Raw genomic sequence first — 15944 nt, 5'->3', positions numbered from 1 at the left:
ACGGGACATCCGGGTGACCGGCGCACGACGGCAGAGCGTGCGCCGGCCGTCCCCGCAAGCCCCCGGCTCGCGCACCCGGACGCGCCTCGTCACAGGCGCCCCGGCGCCACCGCGCCGCACCTCGCACACCGGCACCACCCGCCGGAGCCGAACCGCACGCACAGCTCTCACCCCCGACGTCCCTCAAGCGTCCCCGACGCGCTTCGCCGGAGGCAGCACCATGAACGAGACGCACGAGATACTCGCCGCGATTCAGGCACCTGACAGCACGGCCGCCGACTTCGCCTCCCTGCCCCTGCCCGAGTCCTACCGGGCCGTGACGGTGCACAAGGACGAGGCGCGGATGTTCGACGGCCTCACCACCCGCGAGAAGGACCCGCGCAGGTCGCTGCACCTGGACGAGGTGCCGGTGCCGGAACTCGGCCCCGGCGAGGCGCTGGTGGCGGTCATGGCCAGCTCCGTGAACTACAACTCGGTGTGGACGTCCCTGTTCGAGCCGGTGTCCACCTTCGCCTTCCTGGAGCGCTACGGCCGCCTCTCCCCACTCGCCAGGCGGCACGACCTGCCGTACCACGTCATCGGCTCCGACCTCGCCGGCGTCGTGCTGCGCACCGGCCCGGGCGTCGTCGCCTGGCACCCGGGCGACGAGGTGGTCGCGCACTGCCTGTCGGTGGAGCTGGAGAGCGCCGACGGCCACGACGACACGATGCTCGACCCCGAGCAGCGCATCTGGGGCTTCGAGACCAACTTCGGCGGACTGGCGGAGATCGCGCTGGTGAAGTCCAACCAGCTGATGCCCAAGCCGGGCCACCTGTCCTGGGAGGAGGCCGCCGCCCCGGGGCTCGTCAACTCCACCGCGTACCGCCAGCTCGTCTCCAGGAACGGCGCCGGCATGAAGCAGGGCGACAACGTGCTCATCTGGGGCGCCAGCGGCGGACTCGGCTCGTACGCCACGCAGTTCGCGCTCGCCGGCGGCGCCAACCCCGTCTGCGTGGTCTCCAGCCCCGAGAAGGCGGAGATCTGCCGCCGCATGGGCGCCGAGGCGATCATCGACCGCCGCGGCGAGGGCTACCGCTTCTGGCGGGACGAGCACGAGCAGGACCCGCGGGAGTGGAAGCGCTTCGGCAAGCGCATCCGCGAGCTGACCGGCGGCGAGGACGTCGACATCGTCTTCGAGCACCCCGGCCGGGAGACCTTCGGCGCCTCCGTCTACGTCACGCGCCGCGGCGGCACCATCGTCACCTGCGCCTCCACCTCGGGCTTCGTGCACGAGTACGACAACCGCTACCTGTGGATGTCGCTGAAGCGGATCATCGGCTCGCACTTCGCCAACTACCGCGAGGCGTGGGAGGCCAACCGGCTGATCGACAAGGGAAAGATCCACCCCACCCTCTCCCGGAGCTATCCCCTCGACCAGACCGGCCAGGCGGCGTACGACGTGCACCGGAACCTGCACCAGGGCAAGGTCGGCGTGCTCTGCCTCGCCCCCGCCGAGGGTCTGGGCGTACGCGACGAGGAGAAGCGCGCCGCACACATCGACGCGATCCAGCTCTTCCGCACGCCCGGTGCGGCGGACGCGCCGCCCCGCCCGCCCGCCGGGCCCGGCCGCGGGAGCGCGCCGGCGCGGGCCGTCGAGCACGCCGGGAACGTCTGATGGCGGCCAAGGACCGGCCCTGGCTGATGCGCACCTACGCCGGCCACTCCACCGCCGAGGCGTCCAACGAGCTGTACCGGCGGAATCTGGCCAAGGGCCAGACGGGCCTGTCGGTCGCCTTCGACCTGCCCACCCAGACCGGCTACGACCCCGACCACGTGCTCGCCCGCGGCGAGGTCGGCCGTGTCGGCGTGCCCGTCTCGCACCTGGGCGACATGCGCCGGCTCTTCGAGGGCATCCCGCTGACGCGGACGAACACCTCCATGACCATCAACGCCACCGCGATGTGGCTGCTGGCGCTCTACCAGGTGGTCGCCGAGGAACAGGGCCTGGACGAGGCGGGCATCGCGCGGCTGGCGGGCACCACGCAGAACGACATCGTCAAGGAGTACCTCTCCCGCGGCACGTACGTCTTCCCGCCCGGGCCCTCGCTGCGGCTGACCACCGACACCATCGCGTACACCGTGGGCCGGATGCCGAAGTGGAACCCCATCAACATCTGCAGCTACCACCTGCAGGAGGCGGGCGCGACGCCGGTGCAGGAGATCGCGTACGCGATGTCCACCGCGACCGCCGTCCTGGACGCGGTCCGAGACTCCGGCCAGGTGCCGCCGGAGAAGATGGGCGACGTCGTCGCCCGCATCTCCTTCTTCGTCAACGCCGGTGTCCGCTTCGTCGAGGAGATGTGCAAGATGCGGGCGTTCACCCGCATCTGGGACGCCGTCACGCGCGAGCGCTACGGCATCGAGGACCCCCGGCAGCGCCGCTTCCGCTACGGCGTGCAGGTCAACTCCCTCGGCCTGACCGAGGCGCAGCCGGAGAACAACGTCCAGCGCATCGTGCTGGAGATGCTGGCGGTGACGCTGTCGAAGGACGCCCGCGCCCGCGCCGTGCAGCTGCCCGCCTGGAACGAGGCGCTCGGCCTGCCGCGCCCGTGGGACCAGCAGTGGAGCCTGCGCATCCAGCAGGTGCTGGCGTACGAGAGCGACCTGCTGGAGTACCCGGACCTCTTCGACGGCAGCCATGTGGTGGAGGCGCGGGTGGCCGGGCTGGTCGAGGGCGCGACCGCCGAGATGGCGCACATCGAGCGGCTGGGCGGGGTCGTCGCGGCCGTGGAGTCCGGCTATCTCAAGGGGCAGCTGGTCGCCTCGCACGCGGAGCGGCGCGCCCGTGTCGAGTCGGGCGAGGAGAGGGTCGTCGGCGTCAACTGCCATACGGAGACCGAGCCCAGCCCGCTCACCGCGGACCTGGACGCCGCGATCATGACCGTCGACGCGGACGTGGAGGCGCGCGTCGTCTCCGCGACGCACGAGTGGCGGCTGTCCCGCGACGAGCCCCGCGCCCAGCGGGCGCTGACGGCGCTGAAGGCCGCCGCCGCCGGTACGGCCAACCTCATGCCCGCGTCGCTGGAGTGCGCCCGCGCCGGCGTCACCACCGGCGAGTGGGCCTGGGCGCTGCGCGACGTCTTCGGCGAGTTCCGCGCCCCGACCGGCGTCGGCGGCGCGCCGGTCGCCGCGTCGGCGGCCCCGCACGGTGCGGCCGGCACGGACGGCGCCGCCGCGCTCACCGCCGTACGGGCCCGGGCCGCGCGCACCGCCGCGGAACTGGGCACCGGCCGGCTGCGGCTGCTCGTCGGCAAGCCGGGCCTGGACGGCCACAGCAACGGCGCGGAGCAGATCGCCGTACGCGCCCGGGACGCCGGCTTCGAGGTCGTCTACCAGGGCATCCGGCTGACGCCCCAGCAGATCGCCACGGCCGCCGCCGCCGAGGACGTGCACTGCGTCGGCCTGTCCATCCTCTCCGGATCGCACGCCGAGCTGGTCCCGGACGTGCTGGACCTGCTGCGCCGCGCGGGCGCCGGCGACGTGCCGGTCGTCGTCGGCGGGATCATCCCGGCCGCGGACGCCGGGGCGCTGCGCGCCGCCGGAGTGGCCGCCGTGTTCACCCCGAAGGACTTCGGAATCACGCAGATCATCGGCCGTATCGTCGACGAGATCCGGCTCGCGAACAAGCTCGACCCCCTGGAGGTCCCCTCATGAGCCCCGCCCACCGCCAGCGACCACGGCGCGCCCGCCGCGCCGTACCGGGATCGGACCCCGGACCCCGGGAAGGTGCCCGGGGACTGCCGGCCGGCCAGGCCCGCCCGGACCTCGCGGACGGGTACGCACCGGCGGCACGACCGGACGCGCTCCGCGCAGCGGGCCTTCGTATCGTCGACGAGATCCGGCTCGCGAACAAGCTCGACCCCCTGGAGGTCCCCTCATGAGCCCCGCCCACCCCCGGCCCGACCGCCTGCGGCCGCGGCGTTCCTGTCTCGCCGTTCCGGGATCCAACCCTCGGTTCCTGGAGAAGGCCCAGGGGCTCCCGGCCGACCAGGTGTTCCTGGATCTGGAGGACGCGTGCGCGCCGCTGGCGAAGCCGGACGCGCGGCACACCGTCGTGAAGTTCCTCAACGAGGGTGACTGGCGCGGCAAGACCCGGGTGGTACGGGTCAACGACTGGACGACGCACTGGACGTACCGGGACGTCATCACGGTCGTCGAGGGCGCGGGGCCGAACCTGGACTGCCTCATGCTGCCGAAGGTGCAGGACGCCGAGCAGATCAGGGCCCTGGACCTGCTGCTCACCCAGATCGAGAAGACGATGGGCTTCGAGGTGGGCCGGATCGGCATCGAGGCGCAGATCGAGAACGCGAAGGGGCTGGTGAACGTCGACGACATCGCCGCCGCCTCGCCGCGGCTGGAGACCATCGTCTTCGGGCCCGCCGACTTCATGGCGTCGATCAACATGAAGTCCCTGGTCGTCGGCGAACAGCCGCCCGGCTACCCGGCCGACGCCTACCACTACATCCTCATGCGGATCCTCATGGCCGCCCGCAGCCACGACTTGCAGGCCATCGACGGCCCGTACCTCCAGATCCGCAACGTCGACGGCTTCCGCGAGGTCGCCGGCCGCGCCGCCGCCCTCGGCTTCGACGGCAAGTGGGTGCTGCACCCGGGCCAGGTGGAGGCCGCCAACGAGGTCTTCTCGCCGTCGCAGGAGGACTACGACCACGCCGAGCTGATCCTCGACGCGTACGAGTACTTCACCTCCGAGGAGGGCGGCAGGAAGGGCTCGGCGATGCTCGGCGACGAGATGATCGACGAGGCGAGCCGCAAGATGGCCCTCGTCGTCTCGGGCAAGGGCCGCGCCGCCGGCCTGACCCGCACCACCGCCTTCACCCCGCCGGAGGGTTGACATGCAGTTCGGGCGCACCTACGAGGAGTTCGAGCCGGGCGCGGTGTACAAGCACTGGCCCGGCAAGACCGTCACCGAGTACGACGGCCACCTCTTCTGCCTGCTGACCATGAACCACCACCCGCTGCACCTCGACGCCCACTACGCGGGCCGGGCCACCGACTTCGGCCGCAACGTCGTCGTCGGCAACTACGTGTACTCCCTGCTGCTCGGCATGTCCGTGCCGGACGTCTCCGGCAAGGCGATCGCCAACCTGGAGGTCGAGTCGCTGAAGCACGTGGCGCCCACCTTCCACGGCGACACGGTCTACGGCGAGACGACGGTCCTGGACAAATGGCCGTCGAAGTCGAAGGACGACCGCGGCATCGTGTACGTCGAGACCCGCGGCCACAACCAGGACGGCACCCTGGTCTGCGTCTTCCGGCGCAAGGTGATGGTCCCCACGGCGGCGTACGCCGAGGAGCGCGGCGGGGAGCAGCCGGGCCGCCCGGAGCCGGTCGAGCGCGGCGGGGAGCGGTGATGGGGCGACTGGCGCAGACGGAGGGGCTGACGGAGATCCAGCGCGAGATCGTCGCCACGGTCCGCGACTTCACCGACAAGGAGATCCTGCCGGTGGCCACGGAGCTGGAGCACCGGGACGAGTATCCCGCGCAGATCGTCGAGGGCCTGAAGGAGCTGGGCGTTTTCGGCCTCATGATCCCGGAGGAGTACGGCGGCCTCGGCGAGTCGCTGCTCACGTACGCGCTGTGCGTGGAGGAGATCGCCCGCGGCTGGATGAGCGTGTCGGGGATCATCAACACGCACTTCATCGTGGCGTACCTGCTCAAGCAGCACGGCACCCCCGAGCAGCGGGAGCACTTCCTGCCCCGGATGGCCGCCGGGGAGGTGCGCGGCGCGTTCTCGATGTCGGAGCCGGGGCTCGGCTCGGATGTGGCGGCGATCACGTCCAAGGGCGTACGGGACGGGGAGAGCGGTGACTACCTGCTCACCGGCCAGAAGATGTGGCTCACCAACGGCGGCACGTCGACACTGGTCGCGGTGCTGTGCCGCACGGACGAGGGGCTGGGCCCGGACGCGCCGGCGCACCGGTCGATGACGGCGTTCCTGGTGGAGAAGGAGCCCGGGTTCGGCACGGTGCAGCCGGGACTGACCATCCCCGGCAAGATCGACAAGATGGGTTACAAGGGCGTCGACACCACCGAGCTGATCATGGAGGAGCTGCGCGTCCCGGCGGACCGCGTGCTTGGCGGCCCGGGCGGGGCCGGCCGGGGTTTCTACCAGATGATGGACGGGATCGAGGTGGGCCGCGTGAACGTCGCCGCGCGTGGCTGCGGCGTCGCCCAGCGCGCCTTCGAACTCGGCGTCGACTACGCCCAGCAACGGCAGACCTTCGGCCGTCCGATCGCCCGGCACCAGGCGATCCAGTTCAAACTGGCCGAGATGGCTACCAAGGTCGAGGCGGCCCATGCGATGATGGTCCGAGCGGCACGCAAAAAGGACACCGGAGAACGTAACGACCTTGAGGCGGGGATGGCCAAATATCTCGCTTCGGAGTACTGCAAGGAAGTCGTGGAAGACGCGTTCCGCATCCACGGCGGCTACGGCTTCTCCAAGGAGTACGAGATCGAGCGCCTCTACCGGGAGGCGCCGATGCTTCTCATTGGCGAAGGGACGGCCGAGATCCAGAAAATGATCATCGGGCGGCGGCTGCTGGAGGAGTACGGGCCCCAGGGCTGAAGGACAGCTTCAGGGGCAGGCGGCAAGGGGTGGCGTGGCAGCCGGCCACGGCGCCCCGGCAGATGAAAGCTCGCTTCGGCTTGCCGAGTTGCCGGTGCCAACCGATAGCATCCCCGACAAGCCGCCGTCCCCCATCACCGCGGCCCCCTCCCGCTACGAAGGTCAAACATGCCCCACAGCTCAGATACCGTTCCGCGCCGCCGGGTTCGCCTGGCGCGCGGAGCATCGCCGTGGCTCCTGCCGACCTTGGCCACCGCGGCCGTCACAGCCGTCCGCGCCCGCCGCGCCGGGCGCTGGCCCGCCCGGCTGGCCGCCGTGCCCCCCGCCGCGCTGGCAGCGGGCATGCTGTGGTTCTTCCGCGACCCCGACCGCGAGATCGCCGAGGGCCGGGTCATCTCCCCGGCCGACGGCGTGGTGCAGAGCATCATGCCGTGGCCCGACGGCCGCACCCGCGTCGCGATCTTCATGAGCCCGCTCAACGTGCACGTGAACCGGGCGCCGCTGGCCGGCACCGTCAGCTCCGTGGAGCACGTCCCCGGCGGTTACGTCCCGGCGTTCAACAAGGAGAGCGAGAACAACGAACGCGTCGTATGGCACCTGGACACCGAACTCGGCGACGTCGAGATGGTCCAGATCGCCGGCGCGGTCGCGCGCCGCATCGTGCCGTACGTGACGCGCGGCACCAAGGTCGAGCAGGGCGAGCGCGTCGGTCTGATCCGCTTCGGCTCCCGGGTCGACGTGTACCTGCCGCAGGGCGTCGCCGCCGGCGTGGACGTCGGCCAGGCCACCACGGCGGGGGTGACGCGCCTTGACCGTGATTGATCCGGACACGAAGGCCGGCTGGGTCTCCGAGGTCGACGAGGACGACGACATGCCGCTGTCGACGCGGCTGTCGATCGCCGACACCCTCACGCTGGCGAACGCGACCTGCGGCTTCCTCGCCGTCTACTTCACCACCACCGGTGTGCTCGTCCCGCACCTGATGGGCGAGGACGACGCCGGCGGCATCGCCCGGCACAGCGCCGCGACCGCCGTGATCCTCATGCTGCTCGCCTCGGTCTTCGACCTCTTCGACGGCCTGGTGGCGCGCAAGCTGCGCAGCTCGGCGATGGGCGCGGAGCTGGACAACCTCTCCGACCTGATCAGCTTCGGGCTGGCGCCCGCGTACTTCGTGCTGGTCTACGGCATGGTCGCGGATGACGCGTACCAGCGGGTCTCCACGGTGGCCGCGGTCGCGGTGGTGCTGGCGGTGGTGCTGCGGCTTGCGCGGTTCTCCTGCACGACGGTGCGGGACGGGGTCTTCCAGGGCATGCCGAGCCCCTTCGGCGCGCTGACGGTGATCTCCGTGGTGCTGCTGGAGCTGCCGTTCGTGCCGACGCTGCTGGCGATCATCGGGGTGGCCTGGCTGATGGTGAGCCGGGTGGAGTACCCCAAGCCGCGCGGCCGGCTCGCGGTGGCCACGCTCGTGTGGATCTTCGTCAGCATGACCTGCCTGGGGGCGTGGGCCTTCGACGCGCCGAACGGGCAGCTGCTGCTCCAGACGGGCTGCGCGCTGCAGATAGTGACGGCCGCCACGATCCCGCTGTTCGCCACCGCACGCCGGGTGAACACGTTCCGCGTCGGCCGCCGCGAGGCGCGCGCCACAGCGCAGAGCTGAGCCGCGGGCCCGGGGCGTACGAGAACGGACCGCACCGTCGCGTCCGGGGGATTCCTCCCCCGGGCGCGACGGCGTTTCCGGCCTGCCCGTCGGGCCGCAGCACCGGCGAGGTGCAGGGGCGCGGCCCCAGCGGGGTGCAGGGGCGCAGCCCCGGCGAGGTCCGGGGCCGCAGCCCGGCGGGGTGCAGGCGCAGCCCCGGCCGGGTGCAGGGCCCAGCCCCAGCGGGTCCGGGGGCGCAGCCCCGGCCGAATCCGGGGGCGCAGCCCCCAGCGGGGTCCGGGGGCGCAGCCCCGGCGGCCGGCGGGGTGCGGGGGCGCAGCCCCCCGGGGGGTCTCGGGGCGCAGCCCTGAGTTTCGGGAAGTGGGGGTACCGCCCACGCCCTCAGGGCGTAGGGGGAGGGTACGGGGATCCCCACACCCTCACACGTAGTCGCGGGCCAGGGTCTCCGCCACCGACTCCAGCAACGGGCCCGCGTTCCGCATCGACCGCGCCACGTCCGGTTCCACCGAAGACAGCGCGTACGCCCGCTCGATCCCCGCCGCCCGCAGCGCCGCCTCGTCGATCGACAGCCTCCCGCACACCGCCACCACCCGCTTCCCCGCCGCCCGCGCCGCCGCCGCCACCCCCGCCGGCGCCTTGCCGTGCAGCGTCTGCCGGTCCAGCGACCCCTCCCCCGTGATCACGAGGTCCGCCCGCGCGAGCGCCGCCTCAAAGCCGAGGACGTCGAGCAGCACCTCGATCCCGGGCCGGAACACCGCGCCGAGGCCGACCAGCGCCCCGTACCCGATGCCGCCCGCGGCCCCCGCACCCGGCTGGCGCGCCAGCGACGCCGCCCGCGGGCCGACGGCCTTCTCCAGCACCCGCACGTAGTGCGCAAGCGCGGCGTCCAGCGCCTCGACGTCCGCCGCACTCGCGCCCTTCTGCGGCCCGTAGACCGCCGGCGCCCCGGTCGGCCCCGTCAGCGGGTTGTCGACGTCGCTGGCGAGGATCAGCTCCACGTCCGCGAACCGCGGGTCGACACCGGTGAGGTCCGCCCGGGCGAGCCCGGCGAGCGGCCCGCCCCCGGGCCCGGCCGCCGCCCCGTCCGCGTCGAGGAAGCGCCCGCCCAGCGCCGCGAGCATGCCCGCGCCGCCGTCCGTGGTCGCGCTGCCGCCGACGCCGAAGACGAGGGTCCGCGCCCCGGCGTCCAGCGCCGCGCGCAGCAGTTCGCCGCTGCCGTACGTGGTGGCGGTGCGCGGCGCGAAGTGGCCGGGGGGCAGCAGCTGCAGCCCGGAGGCTTCGGCCATTTCGACGACGGCGGTGCCGTCGCGCAGCGCGTACGCCGCGGTGACGGGTTCGCCGAGCGGCCCGGTGACCCGTGCCTCGCGGCGTTCGAAGCCCGCGGCCAGCGCGGCGGCCACGGTGCCGTCGCCGCCGTCGGCAACCGGCAGGGCCTCGACGGCGAGGTCCGGCGCGACCCGGCGCAGGCCGGCCGTCACCCGCTGGGCGACCTGTTCGGCGGTCAGGGAGCCCTTGAACTTGTCGGCCGCGATCAGCACCCGGGTCACCGGTCCGTGCGTCAACTTGCCACCCCTCGCTCTGGTCCTGGTCACGCCGCTGCGACCCTATCCGCAAGGCCGCCGGAATGCCCATGGACCCGGGGCCGGCGCGCGTCCGCCGGCCCCGGGCCCGTACGGCCGCGGACGCTCTCAGCCCTCCCGCCGCTCCAGCGCGAGCAGCTGCTTCTTGCGGTCGATGCCGCCGCCGTAGCCGGTGAGGCTGCCGTTCGCGCCGACGACGCGGTGGCACGGGACGATGATCCCGACGGGGTTGCGCCCGTTGGCCATGCCGACGGCCCGGGAGGCGGCCGGGTTGCCGACGCGCTCGGCGAGTTCTCCGTAGGAGATCGTCTCGCCGTACGGGATCTGCCGCAGCTGCTCCCACACCCGCTGCTGGAACGGCGTGCCGGCCAGCCGCAGCGGCAGGTCGAAGTCGGTGCGCTCGCCCGCGAAGTACGCGGTGAGCTGCGCCGCCGCCGCCGCGAACGGCGGGTCGGCGGGGTCGGCGGGGGTGCCGAAGGTCTCGTCGGCGGGGCGGTGGCGCTGGTCGGTCATGTAGAGCCCGGCGAGGTCGTCGTCGTCGGCGACGAGGGTGAGGGGTCCTACGGGGCTGTCGACGGTGGTGTGCGTTCGCATGTCCTTCACTCCGTGGGCATCAGGTTGATCGGGTGGTCGCCGGCTGGCGGCGCCGCCCAGAGGTACTGCACGGCGTACGCCCGCCAGGGCCGCCAGTCGGCCGAGTGGCGGACGAGGGCCGCGGGGCTGCCGGGCAGGCCGAGTCCGGCGGCGGCCTTGCGGACGCCGAGGTCGGTGGCCGGGAAGGCGTCGGGGTCGCCGAGGGCGCGCATGGCGACGACCTCGACGGTCCAGGGGCCGATGCCGGGCAGCTCGGCGAGCTGCCGGCGGGCCTGTTCCCAGTCGCTGCCGCCGCCGAGGTCGAGGTCGCCGGCGGCGAGGGCGGCGACGAGGGCGGTGAGGGTGGTGCGCCGGCTGCGCGGCATGGCCAGGGCGTCCGGGTCGAGTCCGGCGAGGGCGCCGGGCTCGGGGAAGAGGTGGGTGAGGCCGCCTTCGGCGTCCTCGATCTCCGTCCCGTACGAGGTCACCAGCCGGCCCGCGTGGGTGCGGGCCGCGGCGGTGGAGACCTGCTGGCCGAGGACGGCCCGTACGGCGAACTCGGCGCCGTCCGTGGTGCGCGGCACCCGCCGGCCGGGCGCCTTGGCGATCAGCTCGGCGAGCTGCCCGTCGCGGGCGAGCTGTTCGTCGACGGCGACGGGGTCGGCGTCGAGGTCGAGCAGCCGGCGGCAGCGGCTGATGGCGATGGCCAGGTCCCGCTGGTCGGTGAGGGCGAGCCGGGCTGAGATATAGGGATGCGGACCGGGTCGGGGGGTGAGCGAGGCGATGCCGTGTCCGTACGGGAGCCGCAGCGTGCGCCGGTACGCGCCGCCGCGCCACTCCTCGACGCCGGGCACGGCGGTGGCGACGAGGTGGCCGAAGAGGTTGTCGGGGGTGAGCGGCTGCCGGAAGGGCAGCCGGAGGCTGATAACCCCGGGGGTGGTGCCGTTGCGGCCGGCGCGGCTGCGGGCGGCGCGGCGGCGCAGCTCGGTGGGGGCGAGCGCGAAGACTTCCTGGACGGTGTCGTTGAAGGTGCGGATGGAGGAGAAGCCGGCGGCGAAGGCGATGTCGCCCATGGGCAGCGGGGAGGTCTCGATGAGCACGCGCGCGGTCTGCGCGCGCTGGGCGCGAGCGAGGGCGAGAGGGCCGGCGCCGAGTTCGGCGCGGAGCTGGCGTTCGATCTGCCGGGTGCTGTAGCCGAGCCGGGCGGCGAGGCCGGCGACGCCGTCGCGGTCGACGACGCCGTCGGCGATGAGCCGCATGGCGCGGGCGGTGAGGTCGGCCCGGTGGTTCCACTCCGGGGACCCGGGGCTGGTGTCGGGGCGGCACCGCTTGCAGGCGCGGAAGCCGGCCTGCTGGGCGGCGGCGGCGCTGGGGTAGAACCGCATGTTCTGCGGCTTGGGCGGGACGACGGGGCAGCTGGCCCGGCAGTAGATGCCCGTGGTCAGCACGCCGGTGAAGAACCAGCCGTCGAAGCGGGCGTCCTTGGACTGGACGGCCCGTACGCAGCGCTCCGTGTCGGTGAACATGACTCCAGAGTCGGGCACCGCGGGGGCGAACGCTAGCGAGAATCCGACATCACGCTGGGGGTCCGCGGAACCCCGGAAAGAGCGCCTCGGGAGAACAGCGCCGCCGGGGAGAGCCGCCGTCGGCACTGCCCTCGGCGCCGCCCGGTCAGCGGGACCGCGTCAGCGTCCGGAAGACCGCGCGGGCCGCGTTGTGGCCGCCCATCCCGTGCACGCCCGGGCCGGGGTACGTGGACGAGGAGCACAGGAAGACGCGGGGGTGGACCGTGGCCCACGGCACCCGGGCGAGCCGCGGGCGCAGCAGGGTCTGGGTGCCGGAGAACGCGCCGGCGGCGATGTCGCCGCCGACGTAGTTGGCGTTGCGCGCGGCCAGTTCGGGCGGTCCCGCGGTGGCGCGGGCCAGCACCAGGTCGCGGAAGCCGGGCGCGAAGCGCTCCAGTTGCCGCTCGATGACGTCGGTGGCGTCGCCTTCCCAGCTGTTGGGCACGTGCCCGTAGACCCAGAGGGTGTGCTTTCCCGCCGGCGCGCGGGTGTGGTCGACGATCGTGGGCTGGCAGGTGATGAGGAACGGCACCGTGGGCTCGACCCCGTGCACGGCGGCGTCGAGCGCCGCGCCGATCTCCCCCTCCGTGGGCCCGACGTGCACTGTCGTGGCGCGCCGCGCCTCCTCGGAGGTCCAGGGCATCGGCCCGTCCAGGGCGTAGTCGATCTTGAAAACGGAGGGGCCGTAGCGGAAGCCGTCGTACGCGCCGCCGAGGCCGGCGATGCGCGCCAGCGCGGTCGGGGTGGTGTCGAAGACGTATGCGCGGGCGGGCGGCAGCTCGTCCAGCCGCTTCACCTCGATCCCGGTGTGGATCTCGCCGCCCAGCTCTCGCAGGTACGACGCGAGCGCGTCGGAGATGGCCTGCGATCCGCCGCGGGCCACCGGCCAGCCGACGGCGTGGCCGGCGAGCGCGAAGGTCAGCGCCATGGCGGCGGTGACCGGGGTGTGCAGCGGGGCGATGGCGTGGGCGGCGAGGCCGGCGATCATGCCGCGGGCGTGCGCACCGTGGAAGCGGCGGTTCAGCAGGGACGCGGGCATGGCGAGCTGACCGAGCCGCAGGAGGGTGACGGGGTCGCGGGGCACGGAGCGCAGCGAGGCGGTGAAGAAGTCCCACGACAGCGTCTCCCACTTGCCCAGGAACGGCTCGACGAGCCGGCGGTAGACGCCCGCGTCGCGGCTGCCGAGCGACATCGCCGTCTCGCCCACGGAGCGGGAGAGCACGGCCGCGGAGCCGTCGGGAAAGGGATGCGCCATGGGCAGTTCGCCGTGCACCCACTCCAAGCCGTGGTCGGCCAGCGGGAGTTCGTTGAAGACCGGGGAGCCGATGCCGAAGGGGTGGGCGGCGGAACAGGGGTCGTGCCGGAAGCCCGGCAGGGTCAGCTCCGCGGTGCTCGCCCCGCCGCCGATGGTGTCGCGGGCCTCGAAGACCTCGACCGTGAAGCCCCGTCGGGCGAGTTCGACGGCGGCGGTCAGCCCGTTGGGCCCCGCGCCTACGACCACCACGTCGACCAGCGTCGTCATCCGCCTCGCCACTCCCGTCGTCGCCGACCGGGGCTGAGGGCCCGCGTCAAAGGGCCGCCCCGGGTACGCCCCGGCCTGGTCCGGCCAGCAGGGTAAGGATATGACGCGCCGTTTCGGCGTCCCGCGCCGCGGTGAAGGGAAGGGCGTTGCCGCCGGCCGGCGCGTCCCCGCACAGCGCCGCGAGCCGCCCGGGGCCGGCGTGCACACCCTCCTCCCCGACGAGCACGGACCCGGGCAGCAGCGCGGCCAGCGAACGCTCCAACCACAGCTCGGCCGCCTGGCCGGCGACGGTGACCAGGTCGTGGGGGCCGTCCTTCTGCGTGATCTCGTGCGCGCCGAGCTGCCGGAACCGGGGCATGACCTCCTCGGCCGCCGCCTTGCGCAGGGCGTCCTCGACCCGGTCGAGGGCGTCGGCGGAGGCCACGAAATCGTCGGTCACATGTCCATCGAACCATGCGGCGGCCCCGGGCGCGGAATGCGGAAGGGATGACCGATCCGGATGTCCACTGAATGATCAGCACCAAGCGGTCGGCTTCCTTACTGCAGTACGCGTGCAGGCTAGCGCCCTGCCAGTGCGCTATGGCTCCGCCGGTGCTGCCGTCACTGTCGGTACGGATTCTCCGCCCTGGTCCGCACCCGAACCGTCCTGAAGATGGCCGCACAGGGGTTGGGGTGGGTTGAGCCGGGGCCCCGAACAGGGCGGAGTCGACCGTTAACTCGGTGACTTTATGCAGTTGTTCGATTTCTTATCGTGTTCTCTTCGGTTAGCTAGTAGCTAAGCACCTTTCCCGCCTCCTGACGCCCACCGGCGCTTGACGAGTGGAATGCCCGTTCAGCGCCCACTCGCACGGGGGCGCGCAGTCGGAGCCGGAGTCGGAGTCGGAGTCGGAGAATTCTGCCGTGTGGGCCGATTTGCGTCGTGTTGCTGACCTTCCGGAGCGGGGCCGCGCGACCCTGAGCCCGTCGGCAGATAATCCATCGCAGTACGATCCCGCAGCAGCCCCTGTGTATTGTTGTCAGAGTAGGGAGCGGACGGCGACGTCAGATATGCGCGCGGGTGGGTTTCCGGGTTCACCCGACTGTCCCGATCCGGCGGCCGGACCTCCGTAAGAAGCGAGCGCTGCACCTGGTCTATCCGGCTCCAGTTTGCTTGATGGCCAAAGCTGGATCTCCAATCGGCAGCATGGCGATGCAGGTCGTTCAGCGTTTGCTGGTCAGCGGGATCCGTTACGTCGGGCTCTATCCTCTGTGCCGCTGCATACCAGTCATACTCTCGCCCTAGCCAGGCGTTCGTCTGACCGCGCAGCTCCTCCCCCGCACCCTGTCGATCCGCCTGACTTGTTCCATGATTTATTCTACGCGTGGTCCGCTCATGGAAGGCATGTATTGCAGCGAAACTGCGCTCAAGTCCAGCCCAGCGATCCCCAAGAAGGCCCAATCGCGCGCTGACCGACATCTGTGGCCACCGCTCAGTCTGATCCGCCCCAGTGGACTCTTGTTCCTCCATTATGTCTACCTCGCCGGTCCCTTCACGATTTACCCGTCTCTTTTCTCGGCATGTCGATGAGCCGCCTTGGCTGTCATTGCCGGCGGGGATGCCGGCTTGCCCTGTGTGTATGGCACGGATCGATCTCCTCGCGCACTCGGCGAGTAGCTGGAAGCCGCTGATGCGATGGCGGTATTGGGGTCGCCGCAGCCCTGGATGGCGTCAGCCGGTGCCGAGGGCACCCTGCTCAGCTGCCGCTCTGAATCAGACGGCCGTGAGGTCCCACCGTCTGGTTCACGTGTGGTGCCACGCATCTCACCTCATCGATCCCTTCCACATCACCACCCGCTGCTGCGACAAAGCCGCTCCACAGGAATCGAGAAACCGTTCAGCAGCAGGACAGCGCCCAGCCGTCAGTCGAACATCGCACAGTCCACACGTAATAACGCATCAGCTGCCCATCTGGTTCAAGACCGCTGCCGCGTGCTACGGCGCGCTTCTCGGCATCTGTGGTGAAGTCGTGGTGGGAGACAGCGACCTCCAGCTCACGCCCGGGCTCGGACACGCCGGCGTGCAGCTCCTCGCCGCCGACGACGTACGCGCCGCCGCCGCGGCGGGCGACGGCCATGACGTCCTTGGCCGGCAGGTACGTCCAGGAGGCCAGCACCTCGCCGCGGTGCGCGAGGGCGACGAGCATGCAGAAGCCGGGCTCGCCGCGGACGAACTGCCGGGTGCCGTCGACGGGGTCCACGATCCACACCGGCGCGTCCCCCCGCAGCGCCGCGAGCCGCCCGGGGCCGGCGTGCACACCCTCCTCCCCGACGAGCACAGACCCGAGCAGCAGCGCGGCCAGCGAGCGCTCCAACCACAGCCCGGCCGCCTGGTCGGCGACGGTGGCCAGGCCGTGGGGGCCGCCCTTCTGGGAGGAGCATG

At 72.4% G+C, this 15944-nt stretch carries 11 protein-coding genes and 2 pseudogenes; 7 read left to right on the top strand and 6 right to left on the bottom strand.

From position 1 onward, the window contains the following. Nucleotides 1-220 precede the first annotated feature (220 nt). From ccrA to pssA, 7 genes are all read left to right on the top strand, one after another. Nucleotides 221-1654, top strand: coding sequence for a crotonyl-CoA carboxylase/reductase (ccrA, locus tag T328_RS02385; protein ID WP_496494101.1), 1434 nt, complete (start codon nt 221-223; stop codon nt 1652-1654). After that, nucleotides 1654-3693 carry a protein meaA gene (locus T328_RS02380; protein ID WP_496494100.1) on the top strand — a complete coding sequence of 680 codons (2040 nt, stop codon included), beginning with the start codon at nt 1654-1656 and terminating at the stop codon, nt 3691-3693. Before ccrA ends, T328_RS02380 begins: the two co-directional genes overlap by 1 nt. A 223-nt stretch (nt 3694-3916) precedes the next feature. Beyond that, on the top strand, nt 3917-4891 hold the full coding sequence (locus T328_RS02375) for an HpcH/HpaI aldolase/citrate lyase family protein (protein ID WP_496494099.1): 975 nt from the start codon (nt 3917-3919) through the stop codon (nt 4889-4891). 1 nt (nt 4892) lies between these two features. Further along, on the top strand, nt 4893-5411 hold the full coding sequence (locus T328_RS02370) for a MaoC family dehydratase (protein ID WP_496494098.1): 519 nt from the start codon (nt 4893-4895) through the stop codon (nt 5409-5411). Beyond that, nucleotides 5411-6628 carry an acyl-CoA dehydrogenase family protein gene (locus T328_RS02365; RefSeq protein ID WP_496494097.1) on the top strand — a complete coding sequence of 406 codons (1218 nt, stop codon included), beginning with the start codon at nt 5411-5413 and terminating at the stop codon, nt 6626-6628. The genes T328_RS02370 and T328_RS02365 overlap by 1 nt, the downstream gene beginning before the upstream one ends. Before the next feature lie 168 nt (nt 6629-6796). Continuing rightward, complete coding sequence (locus T328_RS02360) at nt 6797-7450, top strand: phosphatidylserine decarboxylase (protein WP_496494096.1); 654 nt, start codon at nt 6797-6799, stop codon at nt 7448-7450. Further along, nucleotides 7437-8285, top strand: coding sequence for a CDP-diacylglycerol--serine O-phosphatidyltransferase (gene pssA, locus T328_RS02355; protein ID WP_496494095.1), 849 nt, complete (start codon nt 7437-7439; stop codon nt 8283-8285). Before T328_RS02360 ends, pssA begins: the two co-directional genes overlap by 14 nt. Nucleotides 8286-8704: 419 nt before the next feature. Here the strand turns inward: pssA and T328_RS02350 are convergent, their stop codons facing one another. The 6 genes and pseudogenes from T328_RS02350 to T328_RS02325 form a co-directional block, all read right to left on the bottom strand. Continuing rightward, nucleotides 8705-9832 carry a glycerate kinase gene (locus T328_RS02350; protein WP_496494309.1) on the bottom strand — a complete coding sequence of 376 codons (1128 nt, stop codon included), beginning with the start codon at nt 9830-9832 and terminating at the stop codon, nt 8705-8707. Between the two features lie 141 nt (nt 9833-9973). After that, on the bottom strand, nt 9974-10459 hold the full coding sequence (locus T328_RS02345) for a methylated-DNA--[protein]-cysteine S-methyltransferase (RefSeq protein WP_496494094.1): 486 nt from the start codon (nt 10457-10459) through the stop codon (nt 9974-9976). A 5-nt stretch (nt 10460-10464) separates the two neighbouring features. Then, nucleotides 10465-11964, bottom strand: coding sequence for an AlkA N-terminal domain-containing protein (locus T328_RS02340; RefSeq protein ID WP_496494093.1), 1500 nt, complete (start codon nt 11962-11964; stop codon nt 10465-10467). A 145-nt stretch (nt 11965-12109) separates the two neighbouring features. Further along, a complete protein-coding gene (locus T328_RS02335; RefSeq protein WP_496494092.1) occupies nt 12110-13525 on the bottom strand; it encodes a phytoene desaturase family protein in 1416 nt (471 codons plus the stop codon). 157 nt (nt 13526-13682) lie between these two features. Then, nucleotides 13683-13964, bottom strand: a pseudogene (locus T328_RS02330) (inositol monophosphatase family protein); the annotation flags it as partial. A gap of 1528 nt (nt 13965-15492) precedes the next feature. Then, nucleotides 15493-15936, bottom strand: a pseudogene (locus tag T328_RS02325) (inositol monophosphatase family protein); the annotation flags it as partial. Nucleotides 15937-15944: the final 8 nt, after the last annotated feature.

Source organism: Streptomyces sp. CNX435 (assembly GCF_059570575.1).
Note: the sequence above shows the minus strand (reverse complement) of the source record. Positions and strands in the feature narration are given on the sequence as shown.

Coding starts and splice junctions, on each gene's coding strand:
- ccrA (WP_496494101.1), top strand. CDS start 221: ATGAACGAGACGCACGAGATACTCGCCGCGATTCAGGCACCTGACAGC.
- T328_RS02380 (WP_496494100.1), top strand. CDS start 1,654: ATGGCGGCCAAGGACCGGCCCTGGCTGATGCGCACCTACGCCGGCCAC.
- T328_RS02375 (WP_496494099.1), top strand. CDS start 3,917: ATGAGCCCCGCCCACCCCCGGCCCGACCGCCTGCGGCCGCGGCGTTCC.
- T328_RS02370 (WP_496494098.1), top strand. CDS start 4,893: ATGCAGTTCGGGCGCACCTACGAGGAGTTCGAGCCGGGCGCGGTGTAC.
- T328_RS02365 (WP_496494097.1), top strand. CDS start 5,411: ATGGGGCGACTGGCGCAGACGGAGGGGCTGACGGAGATCCAGCGCGAG.
- T328_RS02360 (WP_496494096.1), top strand. CDS start 6,797: ATGCCCCACAGCTCAGATACCGTTCCGCGCCGCCGGGTTCGCCTGGCG.
- T328_RS02345 (WP_496494094.1), bottom strand. CDS start 10,459: ATGCGAACGCACACCACCGTCGACAGCCCCGTAGGACCCCTCACCCTC.
- T328_RS02340 (WP_496494093.1), bottom strand. CDS start 11,964: ATGTTCACCGACACGGAGCGCTGCGTACGGGCCGTCCAGTCCAAGGAC.
- T328_RS02335 (WP_496494092.1), bottom strand. CDS start 13,525: ATGACGACGCTGGTCGACGTGGTGGTCGTAGGCGCGGGGCCCAACGGG.